General features: G+C 72.4%; 15 protein-coding genes. 6 read left to right on the top strand and 9 right to left on the bottom strand.

All coding sequences use genetic code 11. The features are described from left to right. Position 1: 1 nt before the first annotated feature. Together J2X26_RS16365 and J2X26_RS16360 are read right to left on the bottom strand one after the other, a co-directional pair. The gene (locus J2X26_RS16365) at positions 2-727 is read right to left on the bottom strand and encodes a DUF3137 domain-containing protein (protein WP_307493777.1); all 726 of its coding nucleotides are present in this window, start codon (positions 725-727) and stop codon (positions 2-4) included. Between the two features lie 83 nt (positions 728-810). Next, on the bottom strand, positions 811-1,605 hold the full coding sequence (locus J2X26_RS16360; protein ID WP_307493776.1) for an SDR family NAD(P)-dependent oxidoreductase: 795 nt from the start codon (positions 1,603-1,605) through the stop codon (positions 811-813). 210 nt (positions 1,606-1,815) lie between these two features. Here J2X26_RS16360 and recQ point away from each other — a divergent pair, with 210 nt between their 5' ends. Further along, on the top strand, positions 1,816-3,816 hold the full coding sequence (recQ, locus tag J2X26_RS16355) for a DNA helicase RecQ (protein WP_307493775.1): 2,001 nt from the start codon (positions 1,816-1,818) through the stop codon (positions 3,814-3,816). A 118-nt stretch (positions 3,817-3,934) separates the two neighbouring features. Beyond that, positions 3,935-4,327 carry a hypothetical protein gene (locus J2X26_RS16350; protein ID WP_307493774.1) on the top strand — a complete coding sequence of 131 codons (393 nt, stop codon included), beginning with the start codon at positions 3,935-3,937 and terminating at the stop codon, positions 4,325-4,327. 200 nt (positions 4,328-4,527) lie between these two features. Here the strand turns inward: J2X26_RS16350 and J2X26_RS16345 are convergent, their stop codons facing one another. The 3 genes from J2X26_RS16345 to J2X26_RS16335 all read right to left on the bottom strand — a co-directional run bounded on the left by J2X26_RS16345 (position 4,528) and on the right by J2X26_RS16335 (position 7,171). Beyond that, positions 4,528-5,007 (bottom strand): nucleoside deaminase, encoded by a 480-nt coding sequence (locus tag J2X26_RS16345; protein WP_307493773.1) that lies wholly within the window; start codon positions 5,005-5,007, stop codon positions 4,528-4,530. Beyond that, positions 5,004-5,993 (bottom strand): phosphotransferase enzyme family protein, encoded by a 990-nt coding sequence (locus J2X26_RS16340; RefSeq protein WP_307493772.1) that lies wholly within the window; start codon positions 5,991-5,993, stop codon positions 5,004-5,006. The genes J2X26_RS16345 and J2X26_RS16340 overlap by 4 nt, the downstream gene beginning before the upstream one ends. Positions 5,994-6,166: 173 nt before the next feature. Next, positions 6,167-7,171 (bottom strand): LacI family DNA-binding transcriptional regulator, encoded by a 1,005-nt coding sequence (locus tag J2X26_RS16335; protein WP_307493771.1) that lies wholly within the window; start codon positions 7,169-7,171, stop codon positions 6,167-6,169. A 212-nt stretch (positions 7,172-7,383) separates the two neighbouring features. On the opposite strand from J2X26_RS16335, the gene manD reads away from it, so the two are divergent. From manD to J2X26_RS16320, 3 genes are read left to right on the top strand one after another with little or no spacing between them, the layout of a single operon-like run. Further along, positions 7,384-8,661, top strand: a complete 1,278-nt coding sequence (gene manD, locus J2X26_RS16330; protein ID WP_307494145.1) for a D-mannonate dehydratase ManD — start codon at positions 7,384-7,386, stop codon at positions 8,659-8,661. Positions 8,662-8,690: 29 nt separating this feature from the next. Next, positions 8,691-10,799, top strand: coding sequence for an alpha-glucuronidase (locus tag J2X26_RS16325; protein ID WP_307493770.1), 2,109 nt, complete (start codon positions 8,691-8,693; stop codon positions 10,797-10,799). Between the two features lie 19 nt (positions 10,800-10,818). Next, on the top strand, positions 10,819-11,820 hold the full coding sequence (locus J2X26_RS16320; protein ID WP_307493769.1) for an NADP-dependent oxidoreductase: 1,002 nt from the start codon (positions 10,819-10,821) through the stop codon (positions 11,818-11,820). A gap of 58 nt (positions 11,821-11,878) precedes the next feature. Here J2X26_RS16320 and J2X26_RS16315 read toward each other — a convergent pair whose 3' ends face one another. After that, entirely contained in the window at positions 11,879-12,517 is a 639-nt protein-coding gene (locus J2X26_RS16315) for a GntR family transcriptional regulator (protein WP_307493768.1), read from the bottom strand. Positions 12,518-12,742: 225 nt separating this feature from the next. On the opposite strand from J2X26_RS16315, the gene J2X26_RS16310 reads away from it, so the two are divergent. Continuing rightward, a complete protein-coding gene (locus J2X26_RS16310; protein WP_307493767.1) occupies positions 12,743-14,413 on the top strand; it encodes a hypothetical protein in 1,671 nt (556 codons plus the stop codon). Between the two features lie 53 nt (positions 14,414-14,466). Here the strand turns inward: J2X26_RS16310 and J2X26_RS16305 are convergent, their stop codons facing one another. From J2X26_RS16305 to J2X26_RS16295, 3 genes are all read right to left on the bottom strand, one after another. After that, positions 14,467-15,153: a DUF624 domain-containing protein gene (locus J2X26_RS16305; RefSeq protein WP_307493766.1), complete on the bottom strand. Its 687-nt coding sequence runs from the start codon at positions 15,151-15,153 to the stop codon at positions 14,467-14,469. A 5-nt stretch (positions 15,154-15,158) separates the two neighbouring features. Further along, the gene (locus tag J2X26_RS16300) at positions 15,159-16,670 is read right to left on the bottom strand and encodes a GH39 family glycosyl hydrolase (protein WP_307493765.1); all 1,512 of its coding nucleotides are present in this window, start codon (positions 16,668-16,670) and stop codon (positions 15,159-15,161) included. Beyond that, the coding region (locus J2X26_RS16295; protein WP_307493764.1) for a beta-galactosidase at positions 16,667-18,547 on the bottom strand (1,881 nt) is incomplete at its 5' end. The genes J2X26_RS16300 and J2X26_RS16295, both read right to left, overlap by 4 nt.

The following is an 18,547-nucleotide window of genomic DNA, read 5'->3' as shown; positions in this document are numbered from 1 at the left end:
GTCAGGCTACCGGGCGGGCAGGGGCGGACGGGGTGCCGACGAAGGTGGGGAGCGCGCTGCGGACCGAGAGGACGACCTCGAACATCGGCAGGATCTGCTCCACGTCGGTGCGACCGTCGACCCACGTGAAGACCCAGCCGTGCTCGATGCGCCACGACATGCTCCGGCCGGGTTCCTCGAGCAGCCGCTCCATCAGGCGCGGGTGCAGCACGGCGTGCGCGGTCCGAGGGTGGTCCGAGACGACCCGGAACGCCTCGTTGAACGCGTGCGACTCGAACCGCACGTCGCTCGCCCCGAACGCTCGGGCGAAGGGCGACACCGCGCCCACGGGGGTGACCTGGACCATCGGGACCGCCCGGCCGAGGGGCGCTCCCACCACATGCGCGGAGTGCCCGTCGATGCTCCGGTCGCCGGGTGGCAGGAGCTCGTCGTCGGTCGACTGCCACGAGTACCGGAACGAGTACACGGCCGTGGTCCCGATCTCCACGGTGAGCACCTCGTCCACGAGCCGTCGGTGCCGACCCGAGCGCGGGCCGCCGAGCAGGCTCGTCGCGAACCGTCCGAGCACGGCGTCCGCCTCGTCCTGCACCACCCACCCGTGCTCCCGGGCCCAGCTGCGCCTGCGCCGCGCCTCGGCGGACCTCCACCGTGCGACCAGGTCGGACGCCACGCGGACCACCACTGCGAGAGCGAGGGTGACCAGGATGAGCCACGTGTTGGAGTTCATGGCGTCGTTCCTGCACCCGTCGAGACCATCGCGCGATGCTAGCCAGGACGAGCGCCCCGGTCAGCGGGCCTCACCCGGACGGCTCAGCCGACGGTGGGGGCGTCCGTCTCCTGGCCCTGGAACGAGCGGCGGTAGCGGCCGAACGCGCGGACGGCGGACCGGGGGGCCAGGCGGGCGACCGCCGAGAGCACCCGATAGCGCAGGCTCGGGGTCGACAGGACGGCGCCGCGGCGGACGTCGGCGAGGCCGGTGGCCACCACGTCCTCGGCGTTCAGCCACGCGATCTCGGGGTACGCGGTCATGTCGATCTCGCCGCGCTCGTGGAACTCGGTGTGCACGAAGCCCGGGTTCAGCGACGTGGCGGTGACGCCTGTCCCGCGCAGCTCGACGGCGAGGCTCTCGGTGAACACCCGGACCCAGGCCTTGTGCGCGGAGTACGTGCCCGACGTGAGCAGGGCGGCGACGGACGCGACGTTGAGGATCGCCCCGCGGCCCCGCGGGACCATCGCGCCCGCGGCGGCGTGCGACAGGACCATGACCGCGGTGACCATGAGCGCGAGCGCGGTCTCCTCGTCGGCCAGGTCGCCCGGGACGAAGCGCTGGTTGAGGCCCAGGCCGGCGTTGTTGACCAGCAGCCCGACGGGGCGCTCGGTGGCGCGCAGGCGGTCGGCGACGCGCTCGACGTCGGCGCGGACGGACAGGTCGGCGACGAGCACCTCCGCCCGGATGCCCGCGGCGGCCTCGAGCTGGGCCGCGAGGCGGGTCAGCCGCTCCTCGTTGCGGGCGACCAGGACGACGTCGTGCTTGGCCGTGGCCAGCTGCCAGGCGAACTCCAGGCCCAGGCCTGCGGACGCGCCGGTGATGAGTGCGGTTGCCATGGGGAACACCCTACGGAGGGGGTGCAGGGTCGCGCGCCCCGGGTGATCCGCGACTCGCGTCCGACGGCCGGTCCGGGTTCGACCATGTCATGAGTGCCGCCCCGGCCTGCCCGGACGTCACCGAGGGCTTGGTCGCTCGACCCCGCGGCAGATTCGACGTCTGTGGAGGAGCCGCTCGACGCGTCGGCGGTCGGACGTAGGGTGTGCCGCGTGACTGACGGGTGGGGTAGCGACGTGCCGGACTGGCCTCTCGACGAGGAGCCGCCGTTCGACCCGTTCTACGACGCCGCACCGCCCGAGCACGAGCCCGCTCCGTCGTCCGCGCGGGGTGCCCGTGCCGAGCCTCCCCCGCGCCCCGACATCCCGCGCGAGGTCGCCCAGACGCTCGATCCCGAGGCGGCTCTGGCGGCAGCCGCCGAGGTGCTGCACACCGTGTGGGGGTACGACGCCTTCCGCGGTGAGCAGGCCGAGATCATCGACACCGTCGTGCGCGGCGGCGACGCGCTGGTGCTCATGCCGACCGGCGGCGGCAAGTCGCTCTGCTACCAGGTCCCCGCTCTGGTCCGGCAGGGCACCGGGGTCGTCGTGTCCCCCCTGATCGCCCTCATGCAGGACCAGGTCGACGCGCTCTCGGCGCTCGGAGTGCGGGCCGGGTTCCTCAACTCGACGCAGCAGTCGTTCGAGCGCCGCAAGGTCGAGGACGCGTACCTCGCAGGCGAGCTGGACCTGCTGTACCTGGCTCCCGAGCGCCTCCGGGTGCGGGAGACCATCGAGCTGCTGGACCGCGGCACCGTCGCCCTGTTCGCCATCGACGAGGCGCACTGCGTGTCCCAGTGGGGGCACGACTTCCGCCCCGACTACCTGCAGCTGTCGATGCTGCACGAGCGCTGGCCCGAGGTCCCCCGGATCGCGCTGACGGCCACCGCCACCGAGCAGACCCACGCGGAGATCGCGCAGCGGCTGCAGCTCGGGGACGCCAAGCACTTCGTCGCCAGCTTCGACCGGCCCAACATCCAGTACCGGATCGCGCCCAAGGACAAGCCGCGCGACCAGCTGCTCAACCTCCTGCGCACCGAGCACGAGGGCGACGCCGGGATCGTGTACTGCCTCTCGCGGAACTCGGTCGAGCAGACCGCGCAGTTCCTGGTGGAGCACGGCGTGCCGGCGCTGCCCTACCACGCAGGGCTCGACCGGCAGGTGCGGGCGCGGAACCAGAGCCGGTTCCTGCGCGAGGACGGGATCGTGATGGTCGCGACCATCGCGTTCGGGATGGGCATCGACAAGCCCGACGTCCGGTTCGTCGCGCACCTGGACCTGCCGAAGTCGGTCGAGGGGTACTACCAGGAGACCGGCCGCGCCGGTCGTGACGGTCTGCCCTCCACGGCGTGGCTCGCGTACGGGCTCGCCGACGTGGTGCAGCAGCGGCGCATGATCGACACGTCCGAGGGCGACGCCGCCCACAAGCGCCGGCTGACCGCGCACCTCGACGCGATGCTCGCGCTCTGCGAGACCGTGTCGTGCCGCCGGGTGCAGCTGCTCAACTACTTCGGCCAGCCCTCCGAGCCCTGCGGCAACTGCGACACCTGCCTCACGCCGCCCGAGTCGTGGGACGGCACCGTCGCGGCGCAGAAGCTGCTGTCGACGGTCGTCCGGCTGGAGCAGCGCGGGCAGCGGTACGGCGTCGGGCACCTGGTCGACATCCTGCGCGGCAAGGTGACCCCGCGCGTCACGCAGCTCGGTCACGAGTCGCTCAGCACGTTCGGTGTCGGGCAGGACCTGTCCGACGGGGAGTGGCGCGGGGTCGTCCGACAGCTGCTGGCGATGGAGCTGCTCGGCGTGGACACCGACGGGTACGGCACCCTGCGCCTGGCACCCGACAGCGCGGACGTGCTGCGCGGGGCGCGCGAGGTCCGGCTGCGACGGGAGACCGAGAAGGTCGTCCGGACGCGCGGGTCGCGCGGCGCCCGGGCCACCGCGGCAGCCGATCTGACGGGCGACGACGTCGAGCTCTTCGAGGTGCTGCGGGCGTGGCGTGCGGGTGTCGCGAAGGAGCAAGGGGTGCCCGCGTACGTGGTCTTCCACGACGCGACCCTGCGCGAGATCGTGACGCAGCGGCCGGCATCGCTGGAGGCACTCGGCGGGATCAGCGGCGTGGGTGCGACCAAGCTCGAACGGCACGGCCCGGGACTGCTGGCCGCGCTGAACGGGTGACCCGCGGGTGGGCGACCGGCTGAGTACTGTGCCTCGGGGTGCTTGTCGTCTGGTCATTCACCTACTCGGGTAGCGCGCGTGCTGTCGACGTGGAGGCGAGCATCGGCAATCTCGACGCGTGCTGGCAGAAGACGGGAATGCTCCCATGGGCGATGTGATCCGTCCTGAGGTCGCCGCTGCGGCCGCCTTCGCTCCGATGAAGGCCGAGGAGGAGTGGAGCGACGACGAGATGGCGCGGTTCGGTGAGCCGCTGCACGCGATCACACCGCCGGTCAACAGCGCCGAGCGCCAACTCTTGCTGGGCCTCCTCGACCGCCCGTACGACGACGACGTCTACGGCGCTGTTCATACGGTGACCTACTTGATCGAGTCCAACGAGGACGACCTTGGCTGGCAGCTGGACCTCGTCGTCGATGACCGCCCGTGGTTCGCGTCGTTGTTGCAGCACTGGCGAAACACGGCGATCGACTTCGGATTTCTCGGCAAACCGCGCCCGTACGAGCTTCCTTGAAGCACCCCGGCCAAGCAGGGCTATGGCCGCGCCGATGGCTGCCCTGAAGAGTGGGAGTGCGCGGCCGACGCCCACAACGACGTCGCCGGCGGGCTCCAGCGTCTGATCTGCCGGGAGTGTGCTCCACAACGTCGGCGGAGGTCGTCGAGGTCGTGGAGTCCGACTCGCTCGGCCGGTGCGACGCCGGCAACGACGACTGATCAGGCGCCGAACCGGCGGCGCTGGAGCTCGCGGACCTCGTCGGCGAGCTCCGGGACCGGGCCCTCGACGGGAACGCCCGGTGCGACCGTGGCGATCGGGAGGGGCGCCACCGGTCCCGCAGGGATGCCCCACTCCGCCAGCCACGCGCCGGTCTGCGCCGACGACGTCGCGTAGACGATCCGGCCGAGGCCCACCCAGGCGTGTGCCGCCGCGCACATCGGGCAGTGCTCGCCGGAGGTGTAGACGGTCGACTCCGCGCGCTCGTCGGGCGTCAGGTGGTTGGCGGACCAGCGGGCGATCTCGAACTCCGGGTGGCGGGTCTCGTCGCCGTCCTTCACGCGGTTGCGGTCCTCGAACCGGACCTGCCCGGCCGCGTCGACCAGCACGGAGCCGTAGGGCTCGTCGCCGTCGTCGAGCGCTTCGCGGGCGAGCTCGACGGCGCGGGTGAGGTGGGCAAGGTCGGCGTCGGAGAGCGTCATCGGGCCACCGTGGCGGCCAGCACGCGGGCGCGCAACCTCTGCCGGTGCTCGAGCAGGGACGCCCGCAGGTCGACCGACCACTGGCCCTCATCGACCGCGGGGTCGTCCTCCAGGTGCGCGATCGCGACCAGCAGGCGGACGGCGACCGCGGCGCTGTGCAGCTCGAGCTCGGCCACCTCGTCGTACGCGAGCGGACGCACGCCGCGGTAGCCGGTCAGGAACGCCGCGAGCAGCGCCGGGTGCTCCACCTGCCCGGGCGTGTCGCCGACCAGGTCGCGGACCGCGGCGGCGATGTCCTGGACGTACGGACCGGTCCGCGCCTCGTCGGCGTCGAACGCGACGGGGTTCCCGTCGAGCCAGCGCAGGTTGTCCAGCTCGAAGTCCCCGTGCAGCGTGCCGCTCGGCAGCTCCGCTCGGTCAGCCCTCGCCAGCACCGCGCGGGCAGCGCGCAGCACGGCCGGGTCGTCCACGCACGCACGCTCGAGTGCTGCGAGGTCGAGCACCGGCGGTTCCTCGTCGGCGGTCAGGGGTCGCGCGTCACGGTGCAGCCGTGCGAGCGCCGCACCCCAGCGCGCGGCGAGGGTGGTGGTCAGGTTCGCCAGCTGCAGCTCGTCGCCGGGAGCCGCGTGCACCGCGGTGGCGTGCATGTCCCCCAGCACCGTCGGGACGGTCTCGACGAGCCGGCCGGCGCTCGACGGCAGGGGTGCGACGGTCCCCCCGTGCCCGGCGGCCCAGGTCGAGAGCAGCCGCGCGGGGGTGTCCAGGTCGCGGACCGTGCGCAGAGACGCTGGGACGAAGCGCAGGTAGAGGACACCGCGGGGGTCGACGTCCGGGGGGACGACGAACACGTGCGTCGCGCTCGACCGACGCCAGCGGGCACCGCCCGGGGCGATCCCCCAGGCGGCGGCGACCTGGTCGGCCACCGGGCTGCGCCAGTCGGGGTCGACGGTGGCGTCGAGCCGGGCGATCTCGGCGAGGGGAAGCATCCGGGCATCCTCGCTGCGCCGACCCGCACGGGTCACGGCCTTTCTGCTGGTCGGCGAATCCCGTGGCCCGCGAGGTCGGCACTCTGCGACGAGATCGGCAGTCGCAACTCACGCTCTCATCCCACAGTGCCGCCCTCGTCGCCGTGGGCGGGGCCGAGGGGTCGGAGCAGGCGTCAGCGCACGACGCGCAGCGGGGCCGTGCCGGTGGAGCCGCGGATCACCAGGTGGGTGGGCAGCTCGACGGTCACCGTGCCGCCCGGGTGGCTGGGGTCCAGGCGTGCCAACAGGAGGTCGGCGGCCGCGTGACCGGCACGTTCCAGCGGAGCGGCGATCGTGGTCAGGCCGGGTCGGACCAGGTCGGCGCCGAAGACGTCGTCGCAGCCGACGACGCTCATGGCACCGGGCACGTCGACCCCGCGCTCGGCCAGCCGGTCGAGGATCCCGAAGGCGAGCAGGTCGTCGAATGCGAGGACCGCGGTGACACCCTCGTGCAGGGCGGCGTCGGCAGCGGCGGCTCCGTCCTCGCGGCGTGGCACGTACGGGCCGATGGCGACGACCTCGACATCGAGACGCTTGGCTGCCGTGCGCAGGACCGCGCGCCGGCGACGGTCGGACCAGGACGCGCGCGGGCCGCCCGCGTAGGCGACGCGGCGGTGGCCGAGCGAGGCCAGGTGGGCGAGCGCCTGGCCGGTGCCGCCCGCGGTGTCGACGAGGACCCCCGACTGGTCGGGCACGGGGCGGTTCACCGTGACCATCGGGAACTCGTGCGACCAGGCCGTCAGGCGGTCGTCGTCCAGCCGCGAGGCCGCCAGGACGGCGCCGTCGACGGTCGGGCGCAGCGCGCGCAGGGCCCGCTCCTCCGCCTCGACCGACTCCTCGGCGTCGACCAGCACGTGCACGTAGCCGTCGGCCCGCAGCCGGGCGGCGGTGCCGCGCACGATGCCGAAGAAGTACGGGTTGGTGACGTCGGGGACGAGGAGGGCGACCATCCGGGTGCGGCCCGAGCTCAGCGCGCGACCGGTGGCGCTCGGCGCGTAGCCCAGCTCGCGCGCGGCCTCGCGGACGCGGATGGCGGTGCGCTCGTTGACCCGGCCCGGCTTGGTGAGCGCACGGGACGCGGTCGAGATGGCCACGCCGCTGGCGGCCGCGACGTCGCGGAGGGTGGGTGGCCTGGTCATCGGTCCTCGTCGAGCGATCGGGTGACGGGCCGACCGGCCCGACGCGACCCCCATCGTGGCGGTGAACGCGCCGGATGGCAACCATCGGCAAACGTTTGCCCCGAGGAGGGCCGCACGCCTACGGTGGACCCGCGCCCCGCCGCACGGGTGGAGTGCGCGAGGGAGCAGAGCAGCGCCGACGGCGTCGTCGGCGGGACGGAGCAGGTATGCCGATGGACCACCCCGACACCTCGCCGAGCGACCTGGCCCCCGCGGCGCGCGGCACCGCGATCCGCTCCGCCGAGGTCCTCGTCACCAGCCCGGACCGCAACTTCGTCACGCTGCGGATCACCACCGAGGACGGGGTCGTCGGGCTCGGCGACGCGACGCTGAACGGTCGCGAGCTGTCGGTGGCGTCGTACCTGTCCGACCACGTGGTGCCCCTGCTGCTCGGACGGGACGCGCACCGCATCGAGGACACCTGGCAGTTCCTCTACCGCTCGGCGTACTGGCGCCGGGGGCCGGTGACCATGGCGGCGATCGCCGCGGTCGACGTGGCCCTGTGGGACATCAAGGCGAGGATCGCCGGGCTGCCGCTGTACCAGCTGCTGGGCGGGGCGAGCCGGACCGGGATCATGGCGTACGGGCACGCGAGCGGCCGGGACCTGCCCGAGCTGTTCGACTCGATCCGGCACCACCAGGAGCAGGGCTTCCGCTCCATCCGCGTGCAGACCTCGGTCCCGGGCATCGACGCCGTCTACGGGGTGGCCGCGCAGCCGTCGTCGTCGGGCCGCTACGACTACGAGCCCGCGCAGCGCGCACCCCTGCCGGCCGAGGAGGACTGGGACACCCGCGCATACCTGCGGCACATCCCGACCGTGTTCGAGGCCGTGCGCAACGAGTTCGGCCCCGAAGTCCCGCTGCTGCACGACGGGCACCACCGGATGACCCCGATCCAGGCGGCTCGGCTCGGCAAGGACCTGGAGCCGTACGACCTGTTCTGGCTCGAGGACTGCACCCCGGCGGAGAACCAGGAGGCCCTGCGCCTGGTCCGCCAGCACACCACGACGCCGCTGGCCATCGGCGAGGTGTTCAACACCGTGTGGGACTACCAGACGCTGGTCCGCGAGCAGCTCATCGACTACGTGCGGTCCGCCGTGACGCACACCGGCGGCATCAGCGCGCTGCGCAAGATCCTCGACTTCGCGGCGCAGTACCAGATCAAGTCCGGCATCCACGGGCCGACGGACATCTCCCCCGTCGGCATGGCGGCGGCGCTGCACCTGGACCTGGCCATCCACAACTTCGGCATCCAGGAGTACATGCAGCACGGCGCCAAGACCAACGCCGTGTTCCAGCAGTCCTTCACGTTCGAGGACGGCTACCTGCACCCGGGTTCGGAGGTCGGCCTCGGCGTCACCTACGACGACGACGCTGCCGCGCGGTACCCGTACGCGCAGGCGTACCTGCCGTTCAACCGGCTCAAGGACGGCACGGTGCACGACTGGTGACCGGGCGGCTTGCCAGACCGGTGCACCCGATGTGGCTGCCCGACGAGGCGTTCCGGGCGCTGGGGTCGCGGCGTGTGCTGGTGGCCGTGGGGCCGGACGACGGGCCGGTCGCCGACACCGTCGTCGCGGAGGTCGCGCGTGCCACGGAGCAGTTCGGCGGGCACCTGGTGACGGCTCCGGTGACCGTCGACGACGCTCTCGCGTGCGACGTGGTGCTCGCGATCGTCGGGAGCGCCGGGGAGGTGGGGACGGCGTCGGCCACCATGCCGCCGCCTCCCGGCCACCCGCCACGGACCGATCCCTACCTCCGGGCCGTGCAGGCCGTCGTCGAGGACCTGCTCGCCCTGGGGAGCAGCGTGCTCAACCCCGGCATGTTCGGCCTCGGGCGGCACCGGGGCAGGACGGTCGTCGTGGCAGCTGACGCGGCGGGCCTCCTCTACGGGCTGCACGCGCTGGTCCGTCGCGGGGAGGCGGCCTTCTCCGGACCGGACGACTTCGTCTGGGACCTGCCCGTCAACGAGATCCGCATGCTCGACCACTGGGACAACACCGTCGTCCACCCCGTCATGGGCCAGGTGGAGCGCGGGTACGCCGGCGGCTCGATCTTCTGGACCGACGGCCGGGTTCGCGACGACCTGTCCCGCGTCGCGCAGTACGCGCGGCTGCTCGGGTCGGTCGGGATCAACGCGGTCGGGCTGAACAACGTCAACGTGCACGCGGCCGAGGCGCGGCTGCTCACGGACCACCTCGACGGCGTCGCGCGGCTGGCGGACGCGTTCCGGCCGCACGGCATCCGCGTCTTCCTGTCGGTGAGCTTCGCCGCGCCTCTCTCGGGCGGTCTGGAGACGGCCGACCCGCTCGACCCCGACGTTCAGCGGTGGTGGGCCGACGCGGCGGCCGGCGTCTACGAGACCATCCCCGACTTCGGCGGGTTCGTCGTGAAGGCGGACTCCGAGGGACAGCCGGGCCCGTTCGCGTACGGCCGTGACCACGCCGACGGGGCGAACCTGCTGGCCAGGGCGCTGGCGCCGTTCGGCGGCACCGTGTTCTGGCGCGCGTTCGTCTACGACCACCACCAGGACTGGCGCGACCGTTCCACCGACCGCGCACGCGCGGCGTACGACCACTTCACGCCGCTGGACGGCCGGTTCGACGACAACGTTGTCCTGCAGGTCAAGTACGGGCCGATGGACTTCCAGGCGCGCGAGCCCGTCTCCCCCGTGATCGCCGCGATGCCGCAGACCCGGCTGGCGGTCGAGCTGCAGGTGACACAGGAGTACACCGGGCAGCAGCAGCACGCGGTCTACCTCGGGACGCAGTGGGCCGAGATCCTGCGGTTCCCGCTGGCCGAGGACGGGCGCGCGGTCGGGTGGATCGCGGCCGGCCTGTCGGAGGACCACGAGGCGGAGCGGCGGGCCGCCGGGCTCGTCGCCGTCTCCAACGTGGGCGACGACGAGTTCTGGACCGGGCACCCGCTGGCGCAGGCGAACCTCTACGCGTTCGCGCGGCTGGCGTGGGGCGAGGAGGACCCCGTCGCGGTCCTCGACGAGTGGATCGGGCTCACGTTCCAGGATCCTTCCGTGGCGCCGGCGGTGCACGCGGTGCTCGACGACTCCTGGCACACCTACGAGAAGTACACGGCCCCGCTCGGCGTCGGGTTCATGGTGCGCCCGGGCCACCACTACGGCCCCGACGTCGACGGCTACGAGTACACCGCCTGGGGCACGTACCACTTAGCCGACCGCGACGGCATCGGCGTCGACCGCACGCGGGCGACCGGCACGGGGTTCACGGGCCAGTACCCGCCGCCGTGGCGGGACGTCTACGAGTCGGTCGAGACCTGCCCCGACGAGCTCCTGCTGTTCTTCCACCACGTCCCCTGGACGCACGTGCTGCACAGCGGGTCGACCGTCATCCAGCACGTCTACGACACGCACGCGGACGGGTACGACGAGGTCGTGCAGATGATGCAGAGCTGGGCGACCGCGGACGGGCGGGTGCCGAAGGCGTTCTTCGACCGGGTCACCGAGCGGCTGACCGAGCAGGAGCGCAGCGCCCGCGAGTGGCGCGACCAGCTCCGGTCGGCGTTCCACCGCCGCTCGGGGATCCCGGACGCGACGGGTCGAACAATCTACTGACCTGCACCATCATCGAGGGATGACGACCACCAGCACCCAGGTCCAGCTCGTCCGTCGGCCGCAGGGCTGGCCGGTGCCCGAGGACTTCCGCACCGTGACCGTCGACCTGCCCGCCCTGGACAGAGACCAGGTGCGCGTCGCCAACGAGTTCCTCTCGGTGGACCCCTACATGCGCGGCCGGATGAACGACGCCGAGTCGTACGTCGCTCCGTTCGCCCTGGACGCGACGATGACCGGCGGCGCGGTCGGCCGGGTGGTGGAGTCCACGTCGGCGGACGTCCCGGTCGGCGCCGCCGTCACCCACGACCTCGGCTGGCGGGACGTCGCGCAGGGGGATGCAGCGCAGTTCCGGGTGGTCGACGACGGCGTCTCGTTGTCGGCGTACCTCGGGGTGCTCGGCCTGACCGGGTTCACGGCGCACCTCGGGCTGCTGCAGATCGCGTCGATGCAGCCCGGTGACGTCGTGTTCGTGTCGGGGGCGGCCGGCGCGGTCGGGTCGATCGTGGGACAGATCGCCAGGCTCAAGGGCGCGTCGCGCGTGGTCGGGTCCGCCGGGTCGCCCGAGAAGGTGGCGCTGGTGCAGGAGCGGTATGGGTTCGACGCGGCCTTCGACTACAAGGACGGTCACCTCTACCGGCGGCTGCGCGCGGCCGCGCCGGACGGGATCGACGTGTACTTCGACAACGTCGGCGGCGCGCACCTCGAGGCTGCGATCGGCATGCTGCGACGGGACGGTCGGGTCGCCGTGTGCGGGGCGATCTCCGGCTACAACGACGAGCACCCGCAGCCCGGGCCCCGGAACCTGGCGCGGATCATCCAGCAGGGGCTGATGCTGCGCGGGTTCACCGTCCCGTTCCACCTGCAGCACTACCCCGCGTTCCTCGCGGACATGCGCGGATGGTTCGCCGCCGGGCAGATCGCGTACGACGAGACCGTGGTCGACGGCCTGGACCACGCGGTCGACGCCTTCCTGGCGATGATGCGCGGCGAGACGACCGGCAAGACGCTCGTCAGGCTGTGAGCCGTCGGCCGACGACGGTGGTGACGACCGCCGCCGAGTCTGCGACCGGCCCCGGGGGCTACTGAGCGACGCCCGGCTGCTCAGCCTGCGTCCGCTCCGCCACTGTGGCCACGAGCTCGGTCCCGTGCTCGAGAAAGACGTCGCGCGCCAGAGCCGCCAAGGCATCGCCGTCCCGGCGCGGGACCTCGGCGAGGATCGCCGCCATCCGCCGCGCTTCGACCTCGGGCGCCCCGCCGACGAGCGTCCGCATGCGTGTGACGTGGACGCGGTAGCGATCGACGCTCTCCACAAGGACCGCGTTGCCGCAGCGTCCCAGGACGAGGTCGAAGAACCCGGGAGCGACGGTGGTCGGCGCCGTGGGATCGGCCGTGCTCGCGGCGCGCCCTGCCTGCGCGACCCACTCTCGGTCCTCGTCGGTGAGGTTCGCGACGGCCAGCCGGGTCGCCAGGCCGAACAGCTCGGCAAGGACGACCACGATCTGCTGGAGCTGCTCGGGCTCGACAGGTGTGACGGTGTAGCGGCGGCCGACGTCGATGCGCACGAGGCCGATCTCCGCGAGCCGCTGGAGCACCTGCCGTATCGGCGTGCGTGAGACACCCAACGTCTTGGCGAGGTCCGCCTCGCGGACTGCCTCACCTGGCAGCAGATCTCCCTTGACGATCGCAGAACGCACGGTCTCGACCAGCTGGTCGGTCATCGACGTGGGCCGAAGCGGTTCCTTCGGCGAACTCAGCGGCACGGACGGCTCCTACGGCTCACGAGGCGACTCCCGACAGTAGCCCGATCCCACCGACCGGTGGAGAGCCAAACATGGGACCAATGTCCCTGTATACGGGTATACCGGCATACCAGGATAGAACCATTCGGTGCGAATGCACCGCGCCACGCGGGTCGAGACGCCCGCCACAGGGAGGAACGAACCGTGAAGCGCACCAGATACCGCATCGGCGCGATAGCCACGAGCGCCGTGCTGCTCAGCGCCGTCGCCGTGCCGGCGATGGCCGACGACCACCTCGAGGTGTCGAACGGCACGGCACAGGACATCGTCGCGATCGACGACATCGAGACGCCGGGTGAGGTCATCGCTATCGACCCCGACGCCGACGACGCACCGGTCGACCAGGAGTCGACCGACGAGGAGTCGACCGACGAGGAGTCGACCGAGGTCGCCCCCGAGGCAGGCCCGGCCGAGGAGCCCTCGACCGACGACGCCTCGGTCATCGTCGAGGAGACGCCGGCTGACGTCGTCGTCCCGGTCGAGCCGGTCGTCACCGAGCCGGTCGCGGGAGCCGCGCCGCTCGCTGTGACCACGGTCCACTCGACCGACAAGAGCGCGGCTGGCTGGACCATGACGGATCGCACGTTCGGCCACCACGAATACGTCACCAACGGTCTGCACGTGTGGACCGAGGCGGGCACCGGCAACCCCGGCCTGACCCAGTCGAAGGCCGCCGGCTACGTCCCCGCGGACTTCCCGCTCACGGACGCCGCGACCACCACCATCGAGTTCGCCTCGTTCTCCGGAGTCCGCCCGAGCGCGCAGCTCGTCGTAGACCGGGATGCCGACGGCGCGGCGGACGGCATCCTCGTGTACGAGCCGTGGGCCTACGCCGACGGCATGTGGTGGACCTCGGCGGCTGGGTTCGGCGTGACGCCCGGCATGGGCTACGCGTCCTACGGCAGCATCGACGCGTACTCCGCAGCGAACCCCGGCGCGCGTGTCATGGCCGTCGGCTACTCGCTGGGCTCCGGTGTGATCGGTGACGCCATCATTGAGCAGATCGTCGTCGGCGGCGCCACCTACACCTTCGGGCTCGCACCCGTGGTCGTCACGCCTCCTGTCGTGACCACGGTCCACTCGACCGACAAGAACGCGGCCGGGTGGGGCATGCAGAACCGCACGTTCGGCCACCACGAGTACGTCGAGAACGGTCTGCACGTGTGGACCGAGACGGGCACCGACAACCCCGGCCTGACCCAGTCGAAGGCCGCCGGCTACGTCGCGGCGAGCTTCCCGCTCACGGACGCCGCAACGACCAGCATCGAGTTCTCCTCGTACTCCGGCGTCCGCCCGAGCGTGCAGCTCGCCGTCGACCGCGACGGCAACGGCACCTGGGACGGCTACCTCGTGTACGAGCCCTGGGCCTACGGCGAGGGCAACTGGTGGACCTCGAAGACCGGGTTCGGCGTACCGGCAGGCGCGGGCTACGAGTCCCTCGGCACCATCGCGGCCTTCTCCGCGGCGAACCCCAACGCGAAGGTCATCGGCGTCGGCTACTCGCTGGGTTCCGGGGTGATCGGTGACGCCGTCATCGAGCAGATCGTCGTCGGCGGCGCCACCTACACCTTCGGACTGGAGCCGACCGTGGTGACACCTCCGGTCCCGGCGACTCCGGTGCCCGGCGCACCCGTGGCGCCGGCTGTCCCCGCGGCACCCGTGGCCGCCGCGCCGGTCGAGCCGGTGAGCACCGTGGTTCCCACGGCGACCGAGGGCACGCTGGCGGCGACCGGGTCGCAGGCCGGGCTGTTGGCCCTTCTCGGCGCGATGGTCGTCGCAGCCGGAGTCGGCCTGCGCCGCTTCGCGCGGCGCTGACGCACGGCGCTACGCACGAGGTCAGGCCCGCAGCCTCCGGCTGCGGGCCTGACCTATTCCGGGCGGTCCGTGAATTGGTGCTCGGTGGCTTTCACGACCGGTGCGGCCGTGCGCGCGTAGAGGTAGGTCAGCGGGGCGGCGAGCAGGACGAGGAGCCAGTCCGACGCGTACGCCAGCGCCCCGGTGAGCACCAGGACGGACACGAACCCGAGCGTGACGAGGGGCTTGCCCGCCACGAAGTACGCGCCGAGCCGGGCGACGTCGCGGGTGCGGAACGAGAACAGCGCGCTGAGCACCAGGGCGTGCCCGGCCCAGAGCACCACGAGCACCGCGACCGCCCCGAGCGCGATCCCGAGGGCCGGCGGGAGGCCGGTCGCGCCCAGGTGCGTGAGGTTGACGGCGACGATGCCGAGGATCCCGAGGGTCGGGACCCACCAGCGCAGGACGTCGAGGACGTCGAGCCGATAGCCCCGCCAGAAGTGCCGCGCCGGGGACAGGTCGCGGTCGCGGGCGAACACCCGCCACGCGAAGAGCGCCGCCGCCACCGCCGGACCGAACGGCACGAACGCGAGCGCGACGAGCGGGACGTTGCTGACGTCCCGGTCGAGCAGCCCCAGCAGCACCAGCCCAGGCGCGGACGTCAGGAGGAGCATCCCCTCGACCACGAGGAACCAGTACACGACCGCCGACCAGCGCGGGAGCGGACCGGTACCGATCTCGTCGTCGGGCTTCGTCGCCATGGCGGTCATCCCACCACGTCCTGGCCGAGGAGCCGCCGGTCGTCCAGGCCGGGGTGCTCGTCGGACCTCACCGGCACGAGCTCCACCAGGGTGACCTCGTGCTGCCCGAGCACCAGGTCGAGGTCCACGTGACCGTCGACCGCGGACAGCGCGTGGTGCCGCACGGCCGGGGTCGACGCGTCGCGCAGCAGGTCGAGGGTTCGCTCGGACGGGTTCCGGGGCCGACCGAGCTCGCGCCAGGCCGTCCAGGCGTTGCCCTCGGTCTCGTTCACCGAACGCCGCACGACCGCGACGTCCGACGCGACCGGCACCCGCAGCCGGAGCTCATGGGTCGCGGGCGCAGAGCCGTACGGGCCGTCGTCGGAACCCCCCACCGGCTGCCACGCGAGGACCGTCACGCGACCGTCGTCGTCACGGCACACGAGGTGGTCGTCGCCGCGGGCGAGGACCGACCGGCCCATCCGGGCCATGAACGCGTACAGGTGGTACGTCGGCTTGCGCACCTGGCGGTGGGTCAGCAGCCCGAAGCCCCCGTGGAAGAGCGACGTCGGGATGTCCGCCTCCTCGAACACGTCGCAGAAGGTCCAGTAGGAGAACGAGTCGACGAGGTCCCCGCCGCCGGCCAGCACGGGGGCCAGGTAGGCGGCGTTCCACGCGGTGTCGTGGACCGGGTTGTCGGGGCGGTACGACGTGTTGAACTCGCTGATGTGCACGGGCAGGCCCGCGAGCGCTGTGCCCGCCAGGTAGCGGCGGGGTGCGTCGAACTGGTCGAGCAGCGCCTGCGGTCGCTCGAACGTCTGGTAGACCCCGAACGGCACCTGCTGGACGGGTCCCGACGAGTACGCGTGCCGGCTGACGAAGTCGATGGGCACGTCCCGCGCCGCGACGAAGTCGGCGAACGGCGCCCACCACTCGTCGGACCCGGGTGACAGGACCGGCCCGCCCACCTGCAGGGACGCGTCGACGTCCTTGACCGCACGGGCCGTCACCTCGTAGAGCCGGTGGTACGCGGCCTGGTCGGCACCCTCCCAGAACACGGTCAGGTTCGGCTCGTTCCACACCTCGATCGGCCAGGTGCGCACCTCGTCCAGGCCGTAGCGGTCGATCAGGTGTCGCAGGACGGCGCGGACCATCGCGGCCCAGTCGTCGTGCGAGCGCGGCGGGGTGACGTTGCCCTTCCACCAGAAGACCGTCTGGTCCCCCGACGCGAGCGCCGACGGCATGAAGCCGAGCTCCAGGAACGGCTTGAGGCCGATCCGCAACCAGGAGTCGACCACCTGGTCGACGTAGGTGAACGTGTACCGGGTCACGCCCTCCGACTCGCGCAGCACTCCCATGTCGTCGGACAGCAGGCCGTGGCCGCGGATGTAGCGGAACCCGATCTCGCGCTGCACCAGCGCGGCGGACTCCTGGTAGTCGGCGCGCAGGGCGAGGTTGAGGCGGCCGGTGCCGACGCACTCGCGCCACGCGGACGGGAGCGGACCGGACGGCTCGGCGGGAATCAGGACGCGGTTCATGAGAGGACGAGCACCTCCGTCGGGGACAAGGTCAGGGGCGTGCCGAGCTCGATGCGTCGGCCGGTGAGCAGGTCGGTGCCGGTGACCTCGGACGTCACCGTCACGGGGTCGGCGCCGTGGTGCAGGACGAACCGGTGCAGGCCACCTTCCGGCGAGACGCGGTCGGCCACCTCGACGCCCTCGGTGTCGGCGTGCGGTCCGACGAGCCCGTGCCGGTCGACCACGCGCCGGACGACGTCCGCGACACCGGCGTCGTCGAGCGCCGTCGCGACGTACCAGGCCTCGCCGCGACCCCGCGTAGCCCGCGTGACGGCCGGGGAGCCCGCGTAGAAGTCGGCGCCGTACGTCGCGACCACGGTCGTCGACTCGTCCGGCACCACGAGCTCGAAGACGTGCCGAGCCTCGTGGACCACCCCGTCGAGCGTCACCGGGTTCACCACCGACGGCTGCTGCGCGTCGGTCTCCTCCACCCGCAGGCCCAGCAGGTCACGCAGCGGACCGGGGGCGTCGGTGAGGAACGCGTTGTCGTCCTCGTCCACCCGCGCAGACAGGAACGTGGTCAGCAGCGTCCCGCCGCGCTCGACCAGCGCCCGCAGCCGCGACGGCAGGTCGCCCTTGACCAGGTGCAGCAGGGGCGCGACGACGACGTCGTACCCGTCGAGATCGGTCGTCACGGGGACGACGTCGAGAGCGACGTTCAGGTTCCACAGTGCGCGGTGGTAGCTGGTGAGCACGTCGAGGTAGCGGACGTTCCGGTTGGGTCCGTCGGACATCTCGACCGCCCACCAGGAGTCCCAGTCGAGCAGCAGTGCGACGCGCGCCGGCGTGCGGGCGCCGAGCGTGGCGTCCCCCAGGCTCGCCAGCTGCGCCCCCAGCGCGGCGACCTCGCGGAACACCCGGGTGTCCGTCCGACCCGCGTGGTCGAGGACGGCGCCGTGGTACTTCTCGCACGCGCCGCGCGACTGCCGCAGCTGGAAGAACAGCGTCGCATCGGCGCCGTGCGCGACCGACTGCCACGTCCACAGCCCGAGCACGCCCGGACGCTTCACGGCGTTGACGTCGCGGCTCGCGGTGGTCGACGGGGTCTGCTCCATCACCCAGAACGGCGCTCCCCCGCGCAGGCCTCGCATCGCCCCGTGCGCGAGGGCCATCCGGGCGGCCGTGCGGATCGGCGACGGGTCCTCGGGCGGGTAGTTGTCCCACGTCGCCAGGTCCAGGTGCTCGGCCCACCGGTGGTAGTCGATCGGCTGGTACAGACCCATGAGATTGGTGGTCACGGGGGTGTGCGGGACGTGCGCGCGGATGGCCGCCTTCTCCGCGAGGAACCCGCCGAGCAGCGCGTCGGACATGAAGCGACGGTAGTCGAGGGTGATGCCCTGGAAGGCGGTGTGGTTCGGTCCGCGCCAGTGCTCGGACAGGGCCGTCGGCGGCTGGACCTGGTCCCAGTCGGTGAACGTGTGCGACCAGAACGTGGTGTTCCACGCGTCGTTGAGCCGGTCCAGCGTGGCGTACCGCTCGCGGAGCCAGACGCGGAACGCCGCCCCGCACTCCTCGCAGTAGCAGGCGCCGCCGTACTCGTTGCCGACGTGCCACGCGACCACCGCCGGGTTGTCCCCGTACCGCTGCGCCAACCGGCCCGCGAGCGCCACCGACAGCCGCGCGAACGCCGTCGAGGACGGGCAGTGGTTGTGGCGCTGGCCGTACACGTGCCGGCGGCCCTCGAAGTCGACCCGGCACGCGTCGGGGTGGGCCTGCGCGAGCCACGGCGGCATCGCGCCGCTCGGCGTCGCCAGCACGATCGAGCGGCCCTCGGCCGTGGCCCGCGCGACGATCGCATCGAGCCGCGAGAAGTCGTACCGGTCCTCCGCAGGCTGCAG

Origin of the sequence: Cellulomonas humilata (assembly GCF_030814415.1) — a bacterium.
Classification (GTDB): domain Bacteria; phylum Actinomycetota; class Actinomycetes; order Actinomycetales; family Cellulomonadaceae; genus Cellulomonas; species Cellulomonas humilata_A.
Note: the sequence above shows the minus strand (reverse complement) of the source record. Positions and strands in the feature narration are given on the sequence as shown.